This is a genomic window from Gordonia sp. ABKF26 (assembly GCF_041103195.1).
GTDB lineage: Bacteria > Actinomycetota > Actinomycetes > Mycobacteriales > Mycobacteriaceae > Gordonia > Gordonia terrae.
Window position 1 is genome coordinate 2557091 of record NZ_JBGCVZ010000003.1, and the last position, 16120, is coordinate 2573210.

13 protein-coding genes and 1 other RNA gene are annotated in these 16120 nt (G+C 69.3%); 10 read left to right on the forward strand and 4 right to left on the reverse strand.

What is annotated here, in order from left to right:
* Positions 1-17: 17 nt before the first annotated feature.
* The 6 genes from cobC (at position 18) to AB4Z55_RS12015 (ending at position 5853) form a co-directional block, all read left to right on the forward strand.
* Positions 18-1214, forward strand: a complete 1197-nt coding sequence (gene cobC / locus AB4Z55_RS11990; RefSeq protein ID WP_369519779.1) for an Rv2231c family pyridoxal phosphate-dependent protein CobC — start codon at positions 18-20, stop codon at positions 1212-1214.
* Positions 1192-2328: a Nif3-like dinuclear metal center hexameric protein gene (locus AB4Z55_RS11995; protein WP_369519780.1), complete on the forward strand. Its 1137-nt coding sequence runs from the start codon at positions 1192-1194 to the stop codon at positions 2326-2328. Before cobC ends, AB4Z55_RS11995 begins: the two co-directional genes overlap by 23 nt.
* Before the next feature lie 81 nt (positions 2329-2409).
* Positions 2410-3147, forward strand: coding sequence for a C4-type zinc ribbon domain-containing protein (locus tag AB4Z55_RS12000; RefSeq protein ID WP_354562868.1), 738 nt, complete (start codon positions 2410-2412; stop codon positions 3145-3147).
* Positions 3148-3151: 4 nt separating this feature from the next.
* The gene (locus tag AB4Z55_RS12005) at positions 3152-3844 is read left to right on the forward strand and encodes a histidine phosphatase family protein (protein ID WP_369519781.1); all 693 of its coding nucleotides are present in this window, start codon (positions 3152-3154) and stop codon (positions 3842-3844) included.
* Between the two features lie 71 nt (positions 3845-3915).
* Positions 3916-4332, forward strand: an RNA gene (gene rnpB / locus AB4Z55_RS12010) — RNase P RNA component class A.
* A 72-nt stretch (positions 4333-4404) separates the two neighbouring features.
* Positions 4405-5853, forward strand: coding sequence for an RNB domain-containing ribonuclease (locus AB4Z55_RS12015; protein ID WP_369519782.1), 1449 nt, complete (start codon positions 4405-4407; stop codon positions 5851-5853).
* Between the two features lie 64 nt (positions 5854-5917).
* Here the strand turns inward: AB4Z55_RS12015 and AB4Z55_RS12020 are convergent, their stop codons facing one another.
* The 3 genes from AB4Z55_RS12020 to panB form a co-directional block, all read right to left on the reverse strand.
* Positions 5918-7411: a CHAD domain-containing protein gene (locus tag AB4Z55_RS12020; RefSeq protein WP_369519783.1), complete on the reverse strand. Its 1494-nt coding sequence runs from the start codon at positions 7409-7411 to the stop codon at positions 5918-5920.
* Positions 7412-7480: 69 nt separating this feature from the next.
* Positions 7481-8464 carry a prolyl aminopeptidase gene (pip, locus tag AB4Z55_RS12025; RefSeq protein ID WP_248642982.1) on the reverse strand — a complete coding sequence of 328 codons (984 nt, stop codon included), beginning with the start codon at positions 8462-8464 and terminating at the stop codon, positions 7481-7483.
* 87 nt (positions 8465-8551) lie between these two features.
* Positions 8552-9397 carry a 3-methyl-2-oxobutanoate hydroxymethyltransferase gene (panB, locus tag AB4Z55_RS12030; protein ID WP_064570574.1) on the reverse strand — a complete coding sequence of 282 codons (846 nt, stop codon included), beginning with the start codon at positions 9395-9397 and terminating at the stop codon, positions 8552-8554.
* Positions 9398-9723: 326 nt separating this feature from the next.
* Here panB and glnA point away from each other — a divergent pair, with 326 nt between their 5' ends.
* The 4 genes from glnA (at position 9724) to AB4Z55_RS12050 (ending at position 15867) form a co-directional block, all read left to right on the forward strand.
* Positions 9724-11064 (forward strand): type I glutamate--ammonia ligase, encoded by a 1341-nt coding sequence (gene glnA, locus AB4Z55_RS12035; RefSeq protein ID WP_004022942.1) that lies wholly within the window; start codon positions 9724-9726, stop codon positions 11062-11064.
* Between the two features lie 67 nt (positions 11065-11131).
* A complete protein-coding gene (locus tag AB4Z55_RS12040) occupies positions 11132-14161 on the forward strand; it encodes a bifunctional [glutamine synthetase] adenylyltransferase/[glutamine synthetase]-adenylyl-L-tyrosine phosphorylase (protein WP_081487044.1) in 3030 nt (1009 codons plus the stop codon).
* Positions 14162-14236: 75 nt separating this feature from the next.
* A complete protein-coding gene (locus tag AB4Z55_RS12045) occupies positions 14237-15187 on the forward strand; it encodes an endonuclease/exonuclease/phosphatase family protein (RefSeq protein ID WP_064570573.1) in 951 nt (316 codons plus the stop codon).
* On the forward strand, positions 15181-15867 hold the full coding sequence (locus AB4Z55_RS12050) for a heme oxygenase (biliverdin-producing) (protein WP_369521005.1): 687 nt from the start codon (positions 15181-15183) through the stop codon (positions 15865-15867). Before AB4Z55_RS12045 ends, AB4Z55_RS12050 begins: the two co-directional genes overlap by 7 nt.
* A gap of 43 nt (positions 15868-15910) precedes the next feature.
* Here the strand turns inward: AB4Z55_RS12050 and AB4Z55_RS12055 are convergent, their stop codons facing one another.
* A complete protein-coding gene (locus AB4Z55_RS12055) occupies positions 15911-16096 on the reverse strand; it encodes a hypothetical protein (protein WP_004022938.1) in 186 nt (61 codons plus the stop codon).
* Positions 16097-16120 lie beyond the last annotated feature (24 nt).

Below are 16120 nucleotides of genomic sequence, written 5' to 3' on the forward strand. Positions count from 1 at the left end.
ACGTAAGGTCTGAACACATGACAGCTGGGTACGACGCGCTCGATGTCGAGACCGGGCCCTCGCGTCCGTCCGTGTCTCCTGCGCGGGCCCGCACCGGCATGGGGATCACCGAGACGCAGCCGCCGCGCGCCGATCTCACCGACCCGGAACGCCATGGCGACCAGGACGCCGTCCCAGGACTCGTCGACTTCGCGGTCAACGTCCGCGGCACGCCGCCCGGATTCGTGCTCGACGCGATCCGGGCGGGACTCGACGATCTCGCGCGGTATCCGACCGGAGCGCAGGAGCGACGCGCCGTCGACGCCATCGCCGCGGCACACGACCGTCGCCCCGAGGAGGTGCTGCTGCTCTCCGGCGCCGCCGATGGATTCGAGATGCTCCCACGACTGGGTGCCCGGCATGCGGCCCTGATCCAGCCGTCGTTCACCGAACCCGAGATCGTGCTCCGGGCCGCCGGCATCCCGATCACCCACGTCGCGCTGAGGGCGCCCTGGAACCTGGCCGCGCCGGCCGGCGTCGAGACCACCGCCACGGTGCCGGACGATGCCGACCTCGTCATCCTGGGCAACCCCACCAATCCGACCTCGGTGCTGCACCCGGCCGAGGCCATCGCCGCGCTGCGCCGGCCGGGGCGGATTCTCGTGGTCGACGAGGCCTTCGCCGACCTCACCCTCGGCGCCGACGGATCGCCCGAACCGCAGTCACTCGCCTCCGCCGACTGGCCTGATCTTCTCGTGATCCGCAGTGTGACAAAGACGTTCGGTCTCGCAGGCCTGCGTGCGGGGTATCTGCTCGGACCGGCGGACCTGCTCGACCGGTTGCGGGCGGGGCGTCGGCCGTGGGCGGTGTCGACCCCCGCTCTCGCAGCGCTGACCGCCTGCGTCGAGGAGCAGGGGCAGCGCTACTGCGCCGAGACCGCGCACATGGTCGCCGCGGAGCGTGCCGACATGGTCGACGAACTCACGCGCGTCGGACTCCGGGTGGCGGCCGCTCCCGCCGCGCCCTTCGTCCTGGTCGAGATGCCCGACGCCACCGAGGTGAAAGCGCGTCTGGTCCGCCACGGTTTCGCGGTGCGGAGCTGCGCGAACTTCGTCGGCCTCGGCGACTCGCACCTTCGTCTCGCCATCCGTGGACTTCCGCAGGTTCGGGCGCTCACGCGCGCGATCGAGTTGGTACGAGAGGAGATCGGCCGTGACGTCGGAGACCGGTTCTGAGGTGACGGTCGGTGACGTCGTCGCCGTGGTCGAACGTGCCTATCCGCCCGTCCTCGCCGAATCGTGGGATGCGGTCGGTCTGGTGTGCGGCGACCCGGCCGATTCCGCGCGCGACGTCCTGGTGTGTGTGGACGTCACCGACGCGGTGGTCGACGCCGCGGTCGAGGCCGACGCCGGGATCGTCGTCGCCCACCATCCGCTGCTGCTGCGGGGCGTCACCTCGGTGGCCGCCGACACCCCCAAGGGACGGATCGTGCATCGGCTCATCCGCAGCGGGATCGCACTGCTGTGCGCACACACCAACGCCGACAGTGCCCGGCCCGGTGTCTCCGACGCGCTCGCCTCTGTGCTCGGACTCCGCGGCACGGTTCCGATCGATCCGAAACCGCTTGCAGCCATGGACAAATGGGTCGTGATGGTGCCGGAGGGCAACGTCGAGCAGGTGAGCGAGGCCATGTTCGCCGCGGGCGCGGGAGCGATCGGCGACTACCGGGACTGCTCCTGGACCGTCGTCGGAACGGGACAGTTCGAGGCCGGCGAGGACGCGTCGCCGACCATCGGCGAGATCGGGATGCGCACCCACGTCGACGAGGCGCGGGTCGAGATGGTCGCCACCCGTGGCCTGCGCGCCGGGATCCTGCGTGCTCTGCGCGACGCCCATCCCTACGAGGAACCGGCCTTCGACGTGTTCGAGCTGGCCGACCTGTGCAGCGAGGTCGGACTCGGTCGGGTCGGGTCCCTCGCCGAGCCGATGACACTGCGCGACTTCGTCACCGAGGCCGCCCGGGTGCTGCGCACCCCGACCGGCGTTCGCGCCACGGGCGACCCGGACGCACTCGTGCAGACCGTCGCGGTGTGCGGCGGTGCCGGGGACTCCCTGCTCGATCGTGTCCGCGGTCTCGGCGTCGACGTATATCTGACCGGTGATCTCCGTCATCATCCGGTCGACGAGAGTCTGCGCGATGGGGGGCCGGCCCTGGTCGACGCCGGACACTGGGCGACCGAGTTCCCGTGGTGTGCGCAGGTCGGGACGCTGCTGGAGACCGAATTGGGGGCGCCGGTGCGAGTCTTCGACGCGCCGACCGATCCGTTCGCGCTGCACAGCGCGGGCTGAGTCCGGAGAAACCGAGCCGCCGCCGGCTCGTGGACACCTCCCGCGTACGGTGGGGGGACTTTCGCCGAAGAGGAGACCGCAATGAAAGTCGACGCCGCCGTGCAGCGACTGCTGCTCGATCTCGCGGACTCCGATGCCGAGATCAACCGTCTCGTCCATCGCCGCAAGACCCTGCCGGAGGACGCCGAGATCGCCGAACACAACTCCGCGATCGATGCTGCGCGTGACGATCTGGTGCGCGCGGAGATCGCCGCGGAGGACCTGGGTCGCGAGTACCGTCGGATCGACTCCGAGGTGACCGGTATGGCCAACCGCGAGGCCAAGGACTCGGCCCTGCTGACCGCCGGTGGTCTGGCGCCGAAGGCGTTGTCGGAGTTGCAACATGAGCTGGCCGGGTTGGGTCGTCGGCGCGCCGTGCTCGAGGACGAGATGCTGTCGTTGATGGAGCAGCAGGAGGCCGTCGAATCCGAACGCACCCGTGCCGCGGCAACCATCAGCCACCTCGAGGAGAAGGTCGCCGAGGCGCAGGTCCGGCGGGACAAGTCGCTGGCGACCATCGACGAGGACCTGTCGCGTGCGCGGGAGCGCCGGGAGTCCGTGGAGGTCGAGATCGATGCGCCGCTGCTCGCGGTGTACGACAAGCAGCGCGCCGGCGGACGTATCGGTGCCGGCCTGCTGCGCGCCCGCCGCTGCGGAGCATGCCGGATGGAACTCGACCGCGGGACGATCGCAACCATCAGTGCGGCGCAGTCCGACGAGGTGATCCGATGCGAGGAGTGCGGTGCAGTCCTCGTGCGTACCGCCGAATCCGGGATCTAGATTCGTGACGGCCACTGCCGAAGAGTCCGCGCCCGAGGGCGATTCGACGACGAAGGCGCCGTCGTGGCAGGGCCGGCGGGGCGAACCGACACGGTTCATCCTGCTCCGGCACGGACAGACCGCGCTGTCGGTGGAGCGGCGCTATTCCGGCCGGGGCAATCCCGAACTCACCGACGAAGGCCGGCGCCAGGCGCGCGCGGCCGCACAGCGCGTCGTCCGCGAGGACGGGATCACCGCGATCGTGACCTCGCCGCTGCGTCGTGCACGAGCGACGGCCGAGGAGGTCGGTGCGCTGACCGGAATCGACGTCATCGAACACCCCGGGTTGATCGAGAACGACTTCGGCGACTGGGAGGGCCTGACGTTCACCGAGGCGTCCATGCGCGACCCGGAGCTGCACCGCACCTGGCTGTCCGACATCACCGTGCCGGCGCCCGGCGGGGAGAGCTTCGCGCAGGTCGCCGAGCGCATCGCGCAGACGAAAGCCGAACTGCTGGAGAAGTATTCGGGGCAGACCGTGGTGCTGGTCTCCCATGTCACGCCGATCAAGACACTGTTACAGGACGCACTCGGCGTCGGACCCGAGCTGTTGTTCCGGCTGCACCTCGACCTCGCGTCGGTGTCGATCGCCGAGTTCTTCGACGACGGCGGCTCCGTCGTCCGGCTCGTCAACGACGCGGCGCACTGGCGCGACTGACGCGTTCGGCGATCCCGGTCGCCGCCCGCCTGTCGCCGTGCGCGGTTCCGTGCGTATCCTGGGTGCGCGAACGAGTCGGCCGGGCGGCCGCGGTACGCGGAACGGGCGGTCTCCCGCCACGCCGCGCATCGAGGAAAGTCCGGACTCCGCAGAGCAGGGTGGTTGTCAACGGCAACCCGGGGTGACCCGCGGGACAGTGCCACAGAGAACAGACCGCCGGCCGCGAGGTCGGTAAGGGTGAAACGGTGCGGTAAGAGCGCACCAGCGGCACGGGTGACCGTGCCGGCTCGGTAAACCCCACCCGGAGCAAGGCCGAAGCACGCACCTCACGGTGCGTGTGCGCGGGCGTCACGAGGGCTGCTCGCCCCAGCCCGCGGGTGGGCCGCTCGAGGTACCCGGCGACGGTGTGCCCAGATGGATGGTCGCCACCCGCATCGGTCTCACCGACCGTGCGGGTACAGGATCCGGCTTATGTGCCGACTCGTTCGCCCTTTCTCGATCGACACCGCGATCGCGCGTCGTGCGCCGTAGGGACCCGCGTGCTCTCTAGGGTTGGGGGAGTGAAACGCATTCTCTCGGCCCCGGACATCGACTTCGCCGGTATACGCACCGAACTGGGCGTCGACGAGGAGTACGGCGCGGACGCGCTCGCCGAGGCACGGGCCACCGCGGAACGGATCGAGTCCGACGCCCCGGGTGCAGATCGGTACGCCGAGGTCCGCGAGGACCACACCGGCGTCCCCTTCGTCACCATCGACCCACCGACCTCCCGCGATCTCGACCAGGCGGTACACATCACGGCCGACGGTGACGGGTTCGTCGTCGACTACGCGATCGCCGATGTCGCGGCCCTGATCACCCCGGAGGGCGCCCTCGACCAGGAGAGCCGTCGACGCGGCACCACCGTGTACTTCCCGGACGGCTCGGTCCCGCTGCACCCTCGCGAGCTGTCCGAGGGCGCGGGTTCCCTTCTGCCCGAACAGGTCAGACTCTGCGTGCTGTGGACCATCCGCGTGGCCGGAGACGGGTCGGTGACCGATGTTCGAGTGCGACGATCCCGCATCTCTTCCGTCGCCCGCCTCGACTACGCCGGTGTCTCGGCGGACGCGGCCACCGGTCGGTTGCACCCGTCCATCGCGGCTCTGCCCGCGTTCGGCGAGCTCCGGCGCGAGGTCGCGTTGGCGCGCGGTGCGATCGAACTCGACCTGCCCGATCAGACGGTCGTCCGCACCGACGGCGGGTGGCGGCTCGACCTCGAGGCGCACACACCCGCCGACATGTGGAACTCCCAGGTGTCGCTGCTCGCCGGGATGTGCGCGGGCACGCTCATGGCCGAGGCCGGTGTGGGGTTGCTGCGCACGCTGCCGCCGGCCGAGGAGGATGCGGTCGAGGATCTGCGCGCCGCGGCCCGGGCGCTCGGCGTGGACTGGCCGGACGGAGTGTCGGTGGGACGGTTCCTGGCGGGTCTGCCGGGGGACGAGCCGAGCACCCTGGCGTTGCAGTCGGCTGCGGGCGGTCTGATGCGCGGCGCCAACTATCTCGCACTTCCCGGGGGCGACGACGCCGAGTCCGTCGACGACGCATGGATGCGGCATTCGGCGATCGGCGGGCTCTACGCCCATGTCACCGCGCCGCTGCGTCGGCTCGGCGATCGCTTCGCCACCGAGGTGTGCCTCGCGGTCACCGCCGGTACGCCGGTACCCGACTGGGTGCAGCGGGCGTTGCCGACGCTGCCGAAGATCCTGCGGTCGGCCGACACGCTCGGCGCCACCGCGGATCGCGCGAGCATCGACCTCGCGGAAGCCGTCATCCTGCGCGAGCGGGTGGGCGAGCGGTTCGACGCCGTGGTGATGTCTGCCGCCACCGAACGTCGCCCGGCGCAGATCTTCCTGTCCGATCCGCCGGTGATCGCGCGCAGCGCGGGTGATCTGCGCCCCGGCGACCGCGTGGTCGTCGAACTCACCAAGGCCGACGAGATGAGCCGGACGGTGGAGTTCCGCCGGGTCTGAGTCGTTGCGGGGGAGTGGTTTCGACTCGGCTCGCCACCGGTGCGTGGCTCGAGCAGCAGCGGTGTCAGAGGTCCTTGGCGACCCTCCGGTATGCGGCGATCGCGCGATGACCGTCGGCCTCGAGCCGGGCGTCGATCCGGCCGAGGACGAACATGTCGGGGCCACCGAGGTTTCCGGCCGACGCAATCTGCGCGAGTCGCGTCCGGTTGATCCGGGTGTCGTTGAAATCGCCGAGCGCGGACTGGATCTTCTTGGCGGCCGAGCCGACGGCACGGTACTTCTTCTTGCCGAGCGGTTCGGTCGCGTCGATGCTGTAGCGCAGACGCTTCGCGCGCTTGCGGACGGTGTGCATCTGCTCCTCCCATTCGTCCGACCCCTCGGCGAAGCTCGCCAGGCGGGCCTGGGCGCGATGAATGTGCTTGCGGCTGCGGGCGATCGCCTTGTCGACGACCGTCGTCGCCGGGAGGTCGGCGTCGGGACCCGGGGGCGGCGAGGCGATCAGGCCGTCGATGCTGTCGAGCAGGGTGAAATACCGCTTCGACGACATCGCCGCGTGCGCCGCGCGCAGTGCGCGGTCATGCACGGTGACCTCGGTGCCGGCGAGTTCGGCGCGCAGCTCGGGCGAGGCGTTCTCGCCACGCAGAAGTGATTCGCTCAGCTCGAGCTGCACCTCGGAATCGCGGGCGTCGCCGAGGATCTGAGCCAGCAGCTTCAGCTCGGCGCCGATGTGTGCGGTGCGCTCGGCATCGAGGACGGTGGGGAATCCCGACAGCACGCTGCGCAGACGGCGGCAGGCCACCCGCATCTGGTGTACGGCGTCGGGGGCGTCGACACGCACGAGCGGGTCGTAGGCGACCAGCGAATTGCGGTGCAGCGCGATGTCGGTCACGACGAGTTCGAGTGCGGTGGGTCGCTTGGAGAGTCGCGGCTCGTGGACCGTCGGCGTCGCACCGATCGCACGGGCGAGCTTCGACGCGCTCGACGCCTCTCGGCCGCCCCCGGCGCGCAACGCCTTGTCGGCGGCCTTGAGCAGCTTGGTCGTGCCTCCGGAGAGGAGTTCGAACTCCCACTCGGCCCACTGCTGGCAGTGGCCGCCCGGCAGGAGCGACTGCGCGGTCACCAGATCCTCGGCGAGTTCGGCGAGCGGCTCCTCGTCGGCACCGAGCAGTCGGGTGACGGTGCGCGTCGTCGAGATCACCGCGACCGGGATGAGTGTGCGTGCGCGGACGTGGGCGAGGACCGGGGCCGACAGCGCCTCCGGCACCTCACCGTCGGCGGGTGCCTCGTCGAATCCCACCTGCAGTTCACGCCGCGCGCCGGGAATGTGGCTGGGACGCTTGAGATGCCAGCCCTCGTCGGTTCCGCCGGTACGCCGGCGCATGGTGATCTTGTTGCCGGCGAGGTCGAGATTCTCGGTGTCGAAGTAGGTGGCGTCGAGAGAGAAGGTCTCCGGGGGCGTCGCCGAGACGACGCCCGGCAGGGCTCGCAGGTCGGGGGCCACGTGACCGGCGTCCACATCGAATTTGAGCTCCACCTCGACCTGCTCGGATGCGGCCACCTGGATCCTCCTGAAGTCGTCGACGGCTGTCCGTCGAGTTTAGTGGTGTGCCTCGGCGCGCGGCGTCGGCTACCGCGCGAACCGGTCGGTCGCCTCGATGAGGTGATGCCGGATGCCCGGTTCGTAGGATGCGTGCCCGGCGTCGGCGACGATGTGCAGATCGGCCGCCGGCCATGCGCGGTGCAGGTCCCACGCACTGCGCGTCGGGCACACCACGTCGTAACGGCCCTGGACGATCACGCCGGGGATGGAGGCGATCGCGTCGATGTTCTCGAGGAGCTGGCCGTCGCGGAGGAATCCGTGGTTGACGAAGTAGTGGTTCTCGATCGACGCGAAGGCGAGGTCGAACCGGTCGGCGTCCGTGCCGTGCGGTGTGTCCTCCGATGCGTCGGCCGTGTCCTCCTCGGGGCGGGGGAGGAGATAGCTGGTCGCCTGTTCCCAGCCCGTCCAGGCGCGGGCGGCGGCGCGAGCTGTCTCGGCGTCGTCGGAGGTGAGCAACCGGTGATACGCCTCGACCAGGTCACCGTCGCGTTCGTCGACCGGTATGGGTTCGAGGTAGCTCTCCCACAGATCGGGGTAGATGTGGGCGGCGCCGCCGTTGTAGTACCAGTCGATCTCGCTGCGCCGCAGCAGGAAGATGCCGCGAAGCACGAGTTCGGTGACCCGGTCGGGATGGGCCTGCGCGTAGGCGAGGCCCAGTGTCGAACCCCAGGAGCCGCCGAAGACCTGCCAGCGCTCGATGCCGAGATGGGCACGGAGTCGCTCCATGTCGGCGATGAGGTGTGGCGTGGTGTTGACGCTCAGGTCGGCGCCGTCGGCGATGTGCGGACGCGACCGGCCGCAGCCGCGCTGGTCGAACAGCACGATGCGGTACTTCGCCGGGTCGAAGAACCGGCGTTGCGTCGGAGCGGTCCCGCCCCCAGGTCCGCCGTGTACGAACACCGCGGGCTTCCCGTCCGGGTTGCCCGACGTCTCCCAGTAGATCTGCTGGCCGTCACCGACATCGAGGTGGCCGGCGGCGTAGGGCTCGATCTCCGGGTAGAAGTTCCGCATGGACGTCAGCGTAGGCGTCTGCGCCGTGCTCGGCCGGTGGGACGTCCCGGCGACAGGCGTGCTGCGCCGGGACGGCGGACCCGCGGGTCAGTAGCTGTGCTCGGGGCCCGGGAAGATCCCGCGGCGTACCTCGTCGGCGTATTGTTCGGCGGCCGAACGCAACTCGCCCCCGACATCGGCGAAGCGCTTGACGAATCGGGCGGTCTTGCCGTGGGTGAGGCCGGCCATGTCCTGCCAGACGAGGACCTGGGCGTCGGTCTCGTTGCCCGCGCCGATGCCGACGGTCGGGATGGTGAGCTTGCGCGTGATCTGGCCGGCGAGGTCTGCCGGGACCATCTCCATCACCACGGCGAAGGCACCCGCCTCCTGGACGGCGATGGCGTCGGCGATGAGCTGATCGGCCCCGTCGCCGCGACCCTGGACGCGGAACCCGCCCAGCCCGTTGACGCTCTGCGGGGTGAAACCGATGTGCGCCATGACGGGCACGCCGGCGGCGGACAGAGCGGCGATCTGCGGTGCCACGCGCTCGCCACCCTCGAGCTTGACCGCGTGTGCGCCGGTCTCCTTGAAGATCCGGAACGCGTTCTCGAGGGCGTGCTGCGGACCGATCTCATAACTGCCGAACGGCATGTCGGCGACGACCAACGCGTGCGGTGCACCGCGAACGACGGCGCGGATGAGCGGGATCATCTCGTCGACGGTGACCGGGATGGTGGTGTCGTAGCCCAGGACCACGTTCGCGGCGGAGTCGCCGACGAGGAGAACCGGGATCTCCGCAGCGTCGAAGATGCGGGCGGAGGAATAGTCGTACGCGGTGAGCATCGACCACTTCTCGCCTTCGGCCTTCATCTGGGCCAGGTGGTGGATGCGGGTCACGCGCCGCTTGGCGGACTGACCGGAGGCGGGCGCGCCGTATACCGAGGAATCGGACATCGTTGTCTCTTTTCTGCCTCGAGTCCCGACTGGCCGGAGCGGCGCGGCGGGTACCCGGGTTGAACACGGACGTAGGCCATTGTTTCACCGGCGGGGCCCGTTGTGACCGGCCGTCTGTATGCGATTGGTCACACGCGTCGACCGGTCGGGCTCGGGCAATGTGGGACCCTGGAGACCGGCCGGCCCGCGACGACGACGCGCCTCGAGTCCCGGGTGCTCGCCGCAGCTTCCCACGATGTGGGATGACGGCTGCAAAACCGCTGCACAGCGAGTTGGATTCGCGCGTGTAACACGGATTTAACAGCGTACTTCTAAGGTCGGCGACCATGGATCGACAAAAGGAATTCGTGCTGCGGACCCTCGAAGAGCGCGACATCCGTTTCGTACGTCTGTGGTTCACCGACGTCCTCGGTTATCTGAAATCCGTGGCGATCGCCCCGGCCGAACTCGAAGGCGCGTTCGCGGAGGGGATCGGCTTCGACGGCTCGGCCATCGAGGGCTTCTCACGGGTCTCGGAGGCCGACACCGTCGCGAAACCCGATCCGTCGACTTTCCAGGTGCTGCCGTGGACCACCTCGGCCGGCCGGCACCACTCGGCCCGCATGTTCTGCGACATCGCGATGCCCGACGGCACCCCCAGCTGGGCCGACTCGCGCCATGTCCTGCGCCGGCAGCTGAACAAGGCCGCCGACCTCGGCTTCAGCTGCTATGTCCATCCCGAGATCGAATTCTTCCTGCTGAAGGAGGCGCCGCTCGACGGGTCGGTGCCGACCCCGGCGGACTCCGGCGGCTACTTCGACCAAGCCGTCCACGACGCCGCACCGAACTTCCGGCGGCACGCCATCGAGGCGCTCGAGTCGATGGGGATCTCGGTCGAGTTCTCCCACCACGAGGGTGCGCCCGGGCAGCAGGAGATCGACCTGCGTTACGCCGACGCGCTGTCGATGGCCGACAACGTCATGACCTTCCGCTACCTCATCAAGGAGGTGGCGATCAACGAGGGCGTCTGGGCGACCTTCATGCCCAAGCCGTTCAGCGAGCATCCCGGGTCGGCGATGCACACCCACCTGAGTCTCTTCGAGGGCGACATCAACGCCTTCCACAACCCCGACGACCCGATGCAGCTCTCCGCAACGGGCAAGAAGTTCATCGCCGGCATCCTGCACCACGCCTCGGAGATCAGTGCGGTCACCAACCAGTGGGTCAACAGCTACAAGCGGCTCATCCACGGCGGCGAGGCGCCCACTGCGGCGACCTGGGGTGGCGCGAATCGTTCCGCGCTGATCCGGCTCCCGCTCTACACGCCGAACAAGGCGTCCTCGCGGCGCGTCGAGGTGCGCAGCCCCGACTCGGCCTGCAACCCGTATCTCACCTTCGCGGTACTGCTGGCCGCGGGCCTCAAGGGCATCAACGAAGATTACGAGCTGCCCGACGAGGCCGAGGACGACGTCTGGGCCCTCACCTCCGCCGAGCGTCGTGCGATGGGCTACAAGGAACTCCCCGGCAGCCTGGCCGACGCGTTGAAGGAGATGGAGAACTCGGAGCTGGTCGCCGAGGCGCTCGGCGAGCACGTTTTCGACTACTTCCTCCGCAACAAGTGGACGGAATGGACGAACTACCGCAGCCTCGTGACCCCGTTCGAGCTGCAGAACTACCTGCCGCTGTAGAGCCCGGTCCGACCCGGTCCGGCACCGCGATGTCGTATTCGGCGGACTCGGTCGCTACTTTTGTGATGTGACAACACGATCGGGACCCGCTGGGCGAGCCGGACGCAGCACGGTCCCCAGCGCGGGACGCCTGGGTCTCCTCGACGACTCCGCACCCCGGAACCTGGCCGACCTCGGCTGGAACACGCCCGAATCGGTCGATGTGTTGTGGGCGCTGTCGCGATCACCCGACGCCGACCTCGCGCTGCGAACGCTCGTGCGGCTGCGCGGAGCCGTCGGTGACGAGTGGTCCGAGATCGACGCCCTGGTGCGGGCGGAGCGCTCGTTCCGCGGCCGCCTGTTCGCGGTCATCGGCTCCTCGGACGCACTCGCCGATCACCTCGTCGCCGAACCGTCGAGCTGGCGATTGCTGCTCGCCGACGAGCTGCCCGACCGCGCCGAGGTCGACCGTCTGATGCTCGCCGCCGTCGACGCCCAGGCCGTGCCGGGTGAGGTCGAGAAGGGCAATCGGGTCTACCGGGCCCGATTGGCCGGCCCGAAGGCCGTCGTCGCGCTACGCCTGGCCTACCGCAACCTGATCCTGCAACTCGCCGCGCACGACGTCGCCTCGACCGTCGAGGACGAGCCGGTGATGTGGCTGCCCGAGGTCGGCGCGTACCTGTCCGACCTGGCCGACGCCGCCCTGACCGCGGCGCTCGCCGTCGCGTTCACCGAGGTGTGCGGCGACGATCCCATCGCGGTGCGGATCGCCGTCGTCGCGATGGGCAAATGCGGTGCGCGCGAGCTCAATTACGTCAGCGACGTCGACGTCATCTTCGTCAGCGACCCGGCCGACGGAACCGCGGCCCGCATCGCAGGCGAGATGATGCGCATCGGTTCGCTCGCGTTCTTCGAGGTCGACGCCGCACTCCGGCCCGAGGGCAAGTCCGGCGCGTTGACGCGGACACTCGAATCGCATGTGGCCTATTACGAGCGGTGGGCCAAGACCTGGGAGTTCCAGGCACTCCTCAAGGCACGGGCGATGACCGGCGACATGCAGCTCGCCGACGAGTACATCGCCGCCGTCAAACCGATGGTGTGGAAGGCCGCCGAGCGACCCGACTTCGTGCCCGAGGTGCAGAAGATGCGGCGCCGCGTCGAATCCCTGCTGCCCGAGGACGAGCGGGAACGCAACCTCAAGCTCGGACGCGGCAGTCTGCGCGACGTCGAGTTCGCGGTCCAGCTCCTGCAGATGGTGCACGGCCGGGTCGACGAGAAGCTGCGCGTCATGCCGACCGTCGACGCGCTGGCCGCGCTCACCGCGGGCGGCTACGTCGGACGCGACGACGCCGCCAATCTCAGTGCGTCATACCAGTTCTTGCGGTTGCTGGAACACCGTCTGCAGATGCAGCGGATGTCGCGGACGCACCTCCTGCCCCAGCCCGACGACCACGAGGCACTGCGCTGGCTCGCCCGCGCCGCACACATCCGTCGTGAGGGCGAACTCGACGCGACAGGGGTGCTGCGCGAACAGATCCGTCACCAGAGCCTGCGGGTTCGGCGCCTGCACCAGAAGCTGTTCTACCGGCCGCTGCTCGAGGCGGTCACCCGCTTCAAGACCGACGAGCTGACCCTGACCGACACCTCGGCCGAAAGACGGCTGGCCGCACTGGGTTACGCGAAACCCGACCGCGCGCTGAGTCACATTCGCGCCCTGTCGAACGCGCCGGGACGGCGCGGCCAGATCCAGCTCCTCATCCTGCCCCAGCTGCTCGAGCACATCGGGGACACCCCCGACCCCGACGCGGGTCTGCTGAACTACCGCCGCCTCTGCGATGTCATGGAGGACACCGACTGGTTCCTGCGTCTGTTGCGCGACGACGGCGTCGTCGCGGCGCGGCTGATGAAGGTCCTCGGGACGTCGGAGTACATCGCGAACATGCTGATGCGCTCACCCGAGGTGATCCACCAGTACTCCGACGGACCGGACGGTCCCAAGCTGTGCAACGTCCGGCCCGAGGACGTGGCCAAGGGGCTCATCGCGTCGACCGTTCGCCAGCAGGACATGAAACGAGCCGTGGCCGTTGCGCGTTCGCATCGGCGTGCGGAGTTGGTACGCATCGCGTCCGCCGACGTCCTGGGGCTGCTGGACGTGCCGGCCGTCTGCAAGGCGCTGTCCGGTGTGTGGGCGGCGGTGCTGAATGCCGCGCTGACCGTGGCGATCAACATTTCCGAGCGCGAGCGGGGGAGCCGTGCGCCGGCCCGCATCGCGGTGATCGGAATGGGTCGGCTCGGCGGCGGCGAACTCGGCTACGGCTCGGATGCCGACGTGATGTTCGTGTGTCAGCCCGACCGGGCCGCCGAGGAGTCCGAGGCGCTCAAGTGGGCGCAGACGATCGCCGAGAACGTGCGGTCGATGCTGGGCAGCCCCAGCGCGGACCCGCCGCTGGAGGTCGACACCGGATTGCGCCCGGAGGGCCGGAACGGCCCCATCGTGCGGACCCTGGCGTCCTATGCCGCCTACTACGCGCAATGGGCGCAACCGTGGGAGGTCCAGGCCCTGCTGCGCGCGCACCAGGTCGCCGGCGACGAAGCCCTCGGCATCGACTTCCTGCACATGATCGATCATGTGCGGTACCCGGCCGGTGGGGTCAGCAACGACGCCGTGAAGGAGATCCGCCGGATCAAGGCCCGGGTCGATGCCGAACGCCTGCCGCGCGGTGCCGATCCGGCCACCCACACCAAACTCGGTCGCGGCGGCCTCGCCGACATCGAGTGGACGGTGCAACTGCTCCAGCTCAAGTACGCGCACCGCTACCGCAGCCTGCACAACACGTCGACGCTCGACTCGCTGGATGCCATCGGCGCCGCGGAGTTGCTGTCGGAGAACGACGTCACGCTGCTGAAGGACGCCTGGACGACCGCGACGAAGGCGCGCAATGCGCTGGTCCTGGTCCGCGGCAAGCCGATCGACCAGCTGCCCGGACCGGGCGCGCAACTGCGCCAGATCGCGTTCGCCGCGGGGTGGCCGGAGGATCAGGCCAACGAGTTCCTGGAGAACTATCTCCGGGTGACGCGTCGAGCGAAGGCCGTGGTGCTGAAGGTCTTCGGGGCCTGACACACCGGCGGTACAGACGAGGCCCAAGGGCACAGATGAATCCGGCGGGGGAACACCGGGTCACATGGGGGAGCGATGACGAGATTTCTGTGGGCGGCTGCGTACGTCCTGGGGTGGGCGATGCTCGCCGGCGTGGTGCTGGGTGTGTTCCTGCACTACTACCCGTCACGCGGTGACGTCACGCTGTACCTCACGAGCGCGGTCCAGTTCGCGCTCATCCCGGGGTTGATCGCGATCATCGTCTTCGGGGTTCTGCGACGCTGGTTCATGCTGGCGCTCGCCGTCGTGGCGGCCGGCGCTCTGGCCTACACCCAGGTGCCTCTCGTCGTCGCCGAGGCCGCGCCCGCCGGCGAGCGGTTCACGGTGGTCTCGGCGAACCTGCTCTTCGGCGGTGGTGACATCGCTGCGCTCGAGAAGATCGTGGCCGACGCCGATCCCGACCTCGTGTCCCTGCAGGAGGTCACCCCCGAGGCGCTGGAACGCCTGCGGCGCAGCGAGATCGGGCGCGCGCTGCCGCACGAGTTCGCGATCCCGTACAGCTACGCGGCCGGTACCGCGATGTTCAGCAAGATGCCGCTCGACGAGCGCTACAACATCCCGGGGACCGTGCTGCACAACCTGCAGGCCCGGACCGACCTGCCGGGGGCGGCGGGCACCCAGGTGCTGGCCATCCATCCGGCCGCACCGTTGTGGGGCCGCAACTGGGACTGGCTCGCCGACATGGACACCCTCGCCGAGCATTTCGAGCAGCTCCCGCCAGGCCGGGTGATCGCGATCGGGGACTACAACTCCACGTGGAATCACGCGAAATACCGCAGTCTGTTGACCAACGGGCTCGTCGACGGCACCGATGTGGCGGGTGCCGGGTTCCTGCCCAGCTATCCCACCGACAAGCAGATCGGTAACCGGCCGCTGGTCGCCATCGACCGCGTCATCCTGCGTGGCTTCGTGGCGACGTCGATGGACACCCACTACCTGCCGGGTTCCGATCACCGGACTCTGGTGGTATCACTGGTGGCATCATGACGGATCTGCAGAACGCCGGGCCCCAGGACGCCGACCGCCCGAGTGCGCCGGAGCGTCGGAGTATCTCCGAGCGATTGCGGTCGGCGACCGCGGTGGCGCACGAGCGCGCCGAACACGCTCCGTTCATCGACGACCTGATGTCGGGCCGGCTGGACACCGGCGAGTACCAGCGCCTCGCGATCCAGCTCTACTTCGTCTACGAGGCCCTCGAACGTGTCGGCGCCGACCTGGCGGGAGATCCCGTCGCCGATGCCGTGCTCGACCCGAGATTGCTGCGCCTGCAACGACTCGGTGCCGACCTCGCGTCCTTCGGCATCGACCCGTCCGACACGACGCCGTTGCCCGCGGTGGCGCGGTATGTGGCCGCGATCGAGTCCACCCGCACCGACCCGGCGCGGTATGTGGCCCACCACTACACCCGCTATCTCGGCGACCTCAGCGGCGGTCAGGTGGTGGCCCACCGCATGCGGGAGCACTACGGCGTCGACGACGCGGCACTGAGCTTCTACTCGTTCGACGAGATCGACAAGCTCAAGCGCTACAAGGACGCCTACCGGGCACGGCTCGACGCACTACCCCTCGACGCGGACGGAATCGATCGCCTCGTCGACGAGGCGATCGCGGCATTCGATCACAACCAAGCGGTGTTCGGCGATCTCGACGGCGCCCGGGCGGCCTGACCCATAGGTCCGTCCGCGCGGTCGGGATCTGGCGAGCTCCGGCTCAGTTGACCTGCAGCTTGACCGTCCGGTCCAGCACGACCTCGCTCAGGTCGTCATGACCCTTCACGAGCTCGATCCGTAGCTGATTGCCGTCGAGTCGGCTGGTGGTGCGAACGACGCGAGGAGTGCCTTCGAGGCTGATCCGGTCGCCGGGTACGAGGTCTTCGACATATACATCGCGGGTCATTCGTCCAAACTACGGTCGTACCTG

Bases quoted from the DNA above. Each gene is read 5' to 3' on its own strand.
- cobC (WP_369519779.1), top strand. From the start codon at position 18: ATGACAGCTGGGTACGACGCGCTCGATGTCGAGACCGGGCCCTCGCGT.
- AB4Z55_RS12000 (WP_354562868.1), top strand. From the start codon at position 2,410: ATGAAAGTCGACGCCGCCGTGCAGCGACTGCTGCTCGATCTCGCGGAC.
- pip (WP_248642982.1), bottom strand. From the start codon at position 8,464: ATGCGGAACTTCTACCCGGAGATCGAGCCCTACGCCGCCGGCCACCTC.
- panB (WP_064570574.1), bottom strand. From the start codon at position 9,397: ATGTCCGATTCCTCGGTATACGGCGCGCCCGCCTCCGGTCAGTCCGCC.
- glnA (WP_004022942.1), top strand. From the start codon at position 9,724: ATGGATCGACAAAAGGAATTCGTGCTGCGGACCCTCGAAGAGCGCGAC.
- AB4Z55_RS12045 (WP_064570573.1), top strand. From the start codon at position 14,237: ATGACGAGATTTCTGTGGGCGGCTGCGTACGTCCTGGGGTGGGCGATG.
- AB4Z55_RS12055 (WP_004022938.1), bottom strand. From the start codon at position 16,096: ATGACCCGCGATGTATATGTCGAAGACCTCGTACCCGGCGACCGGATC.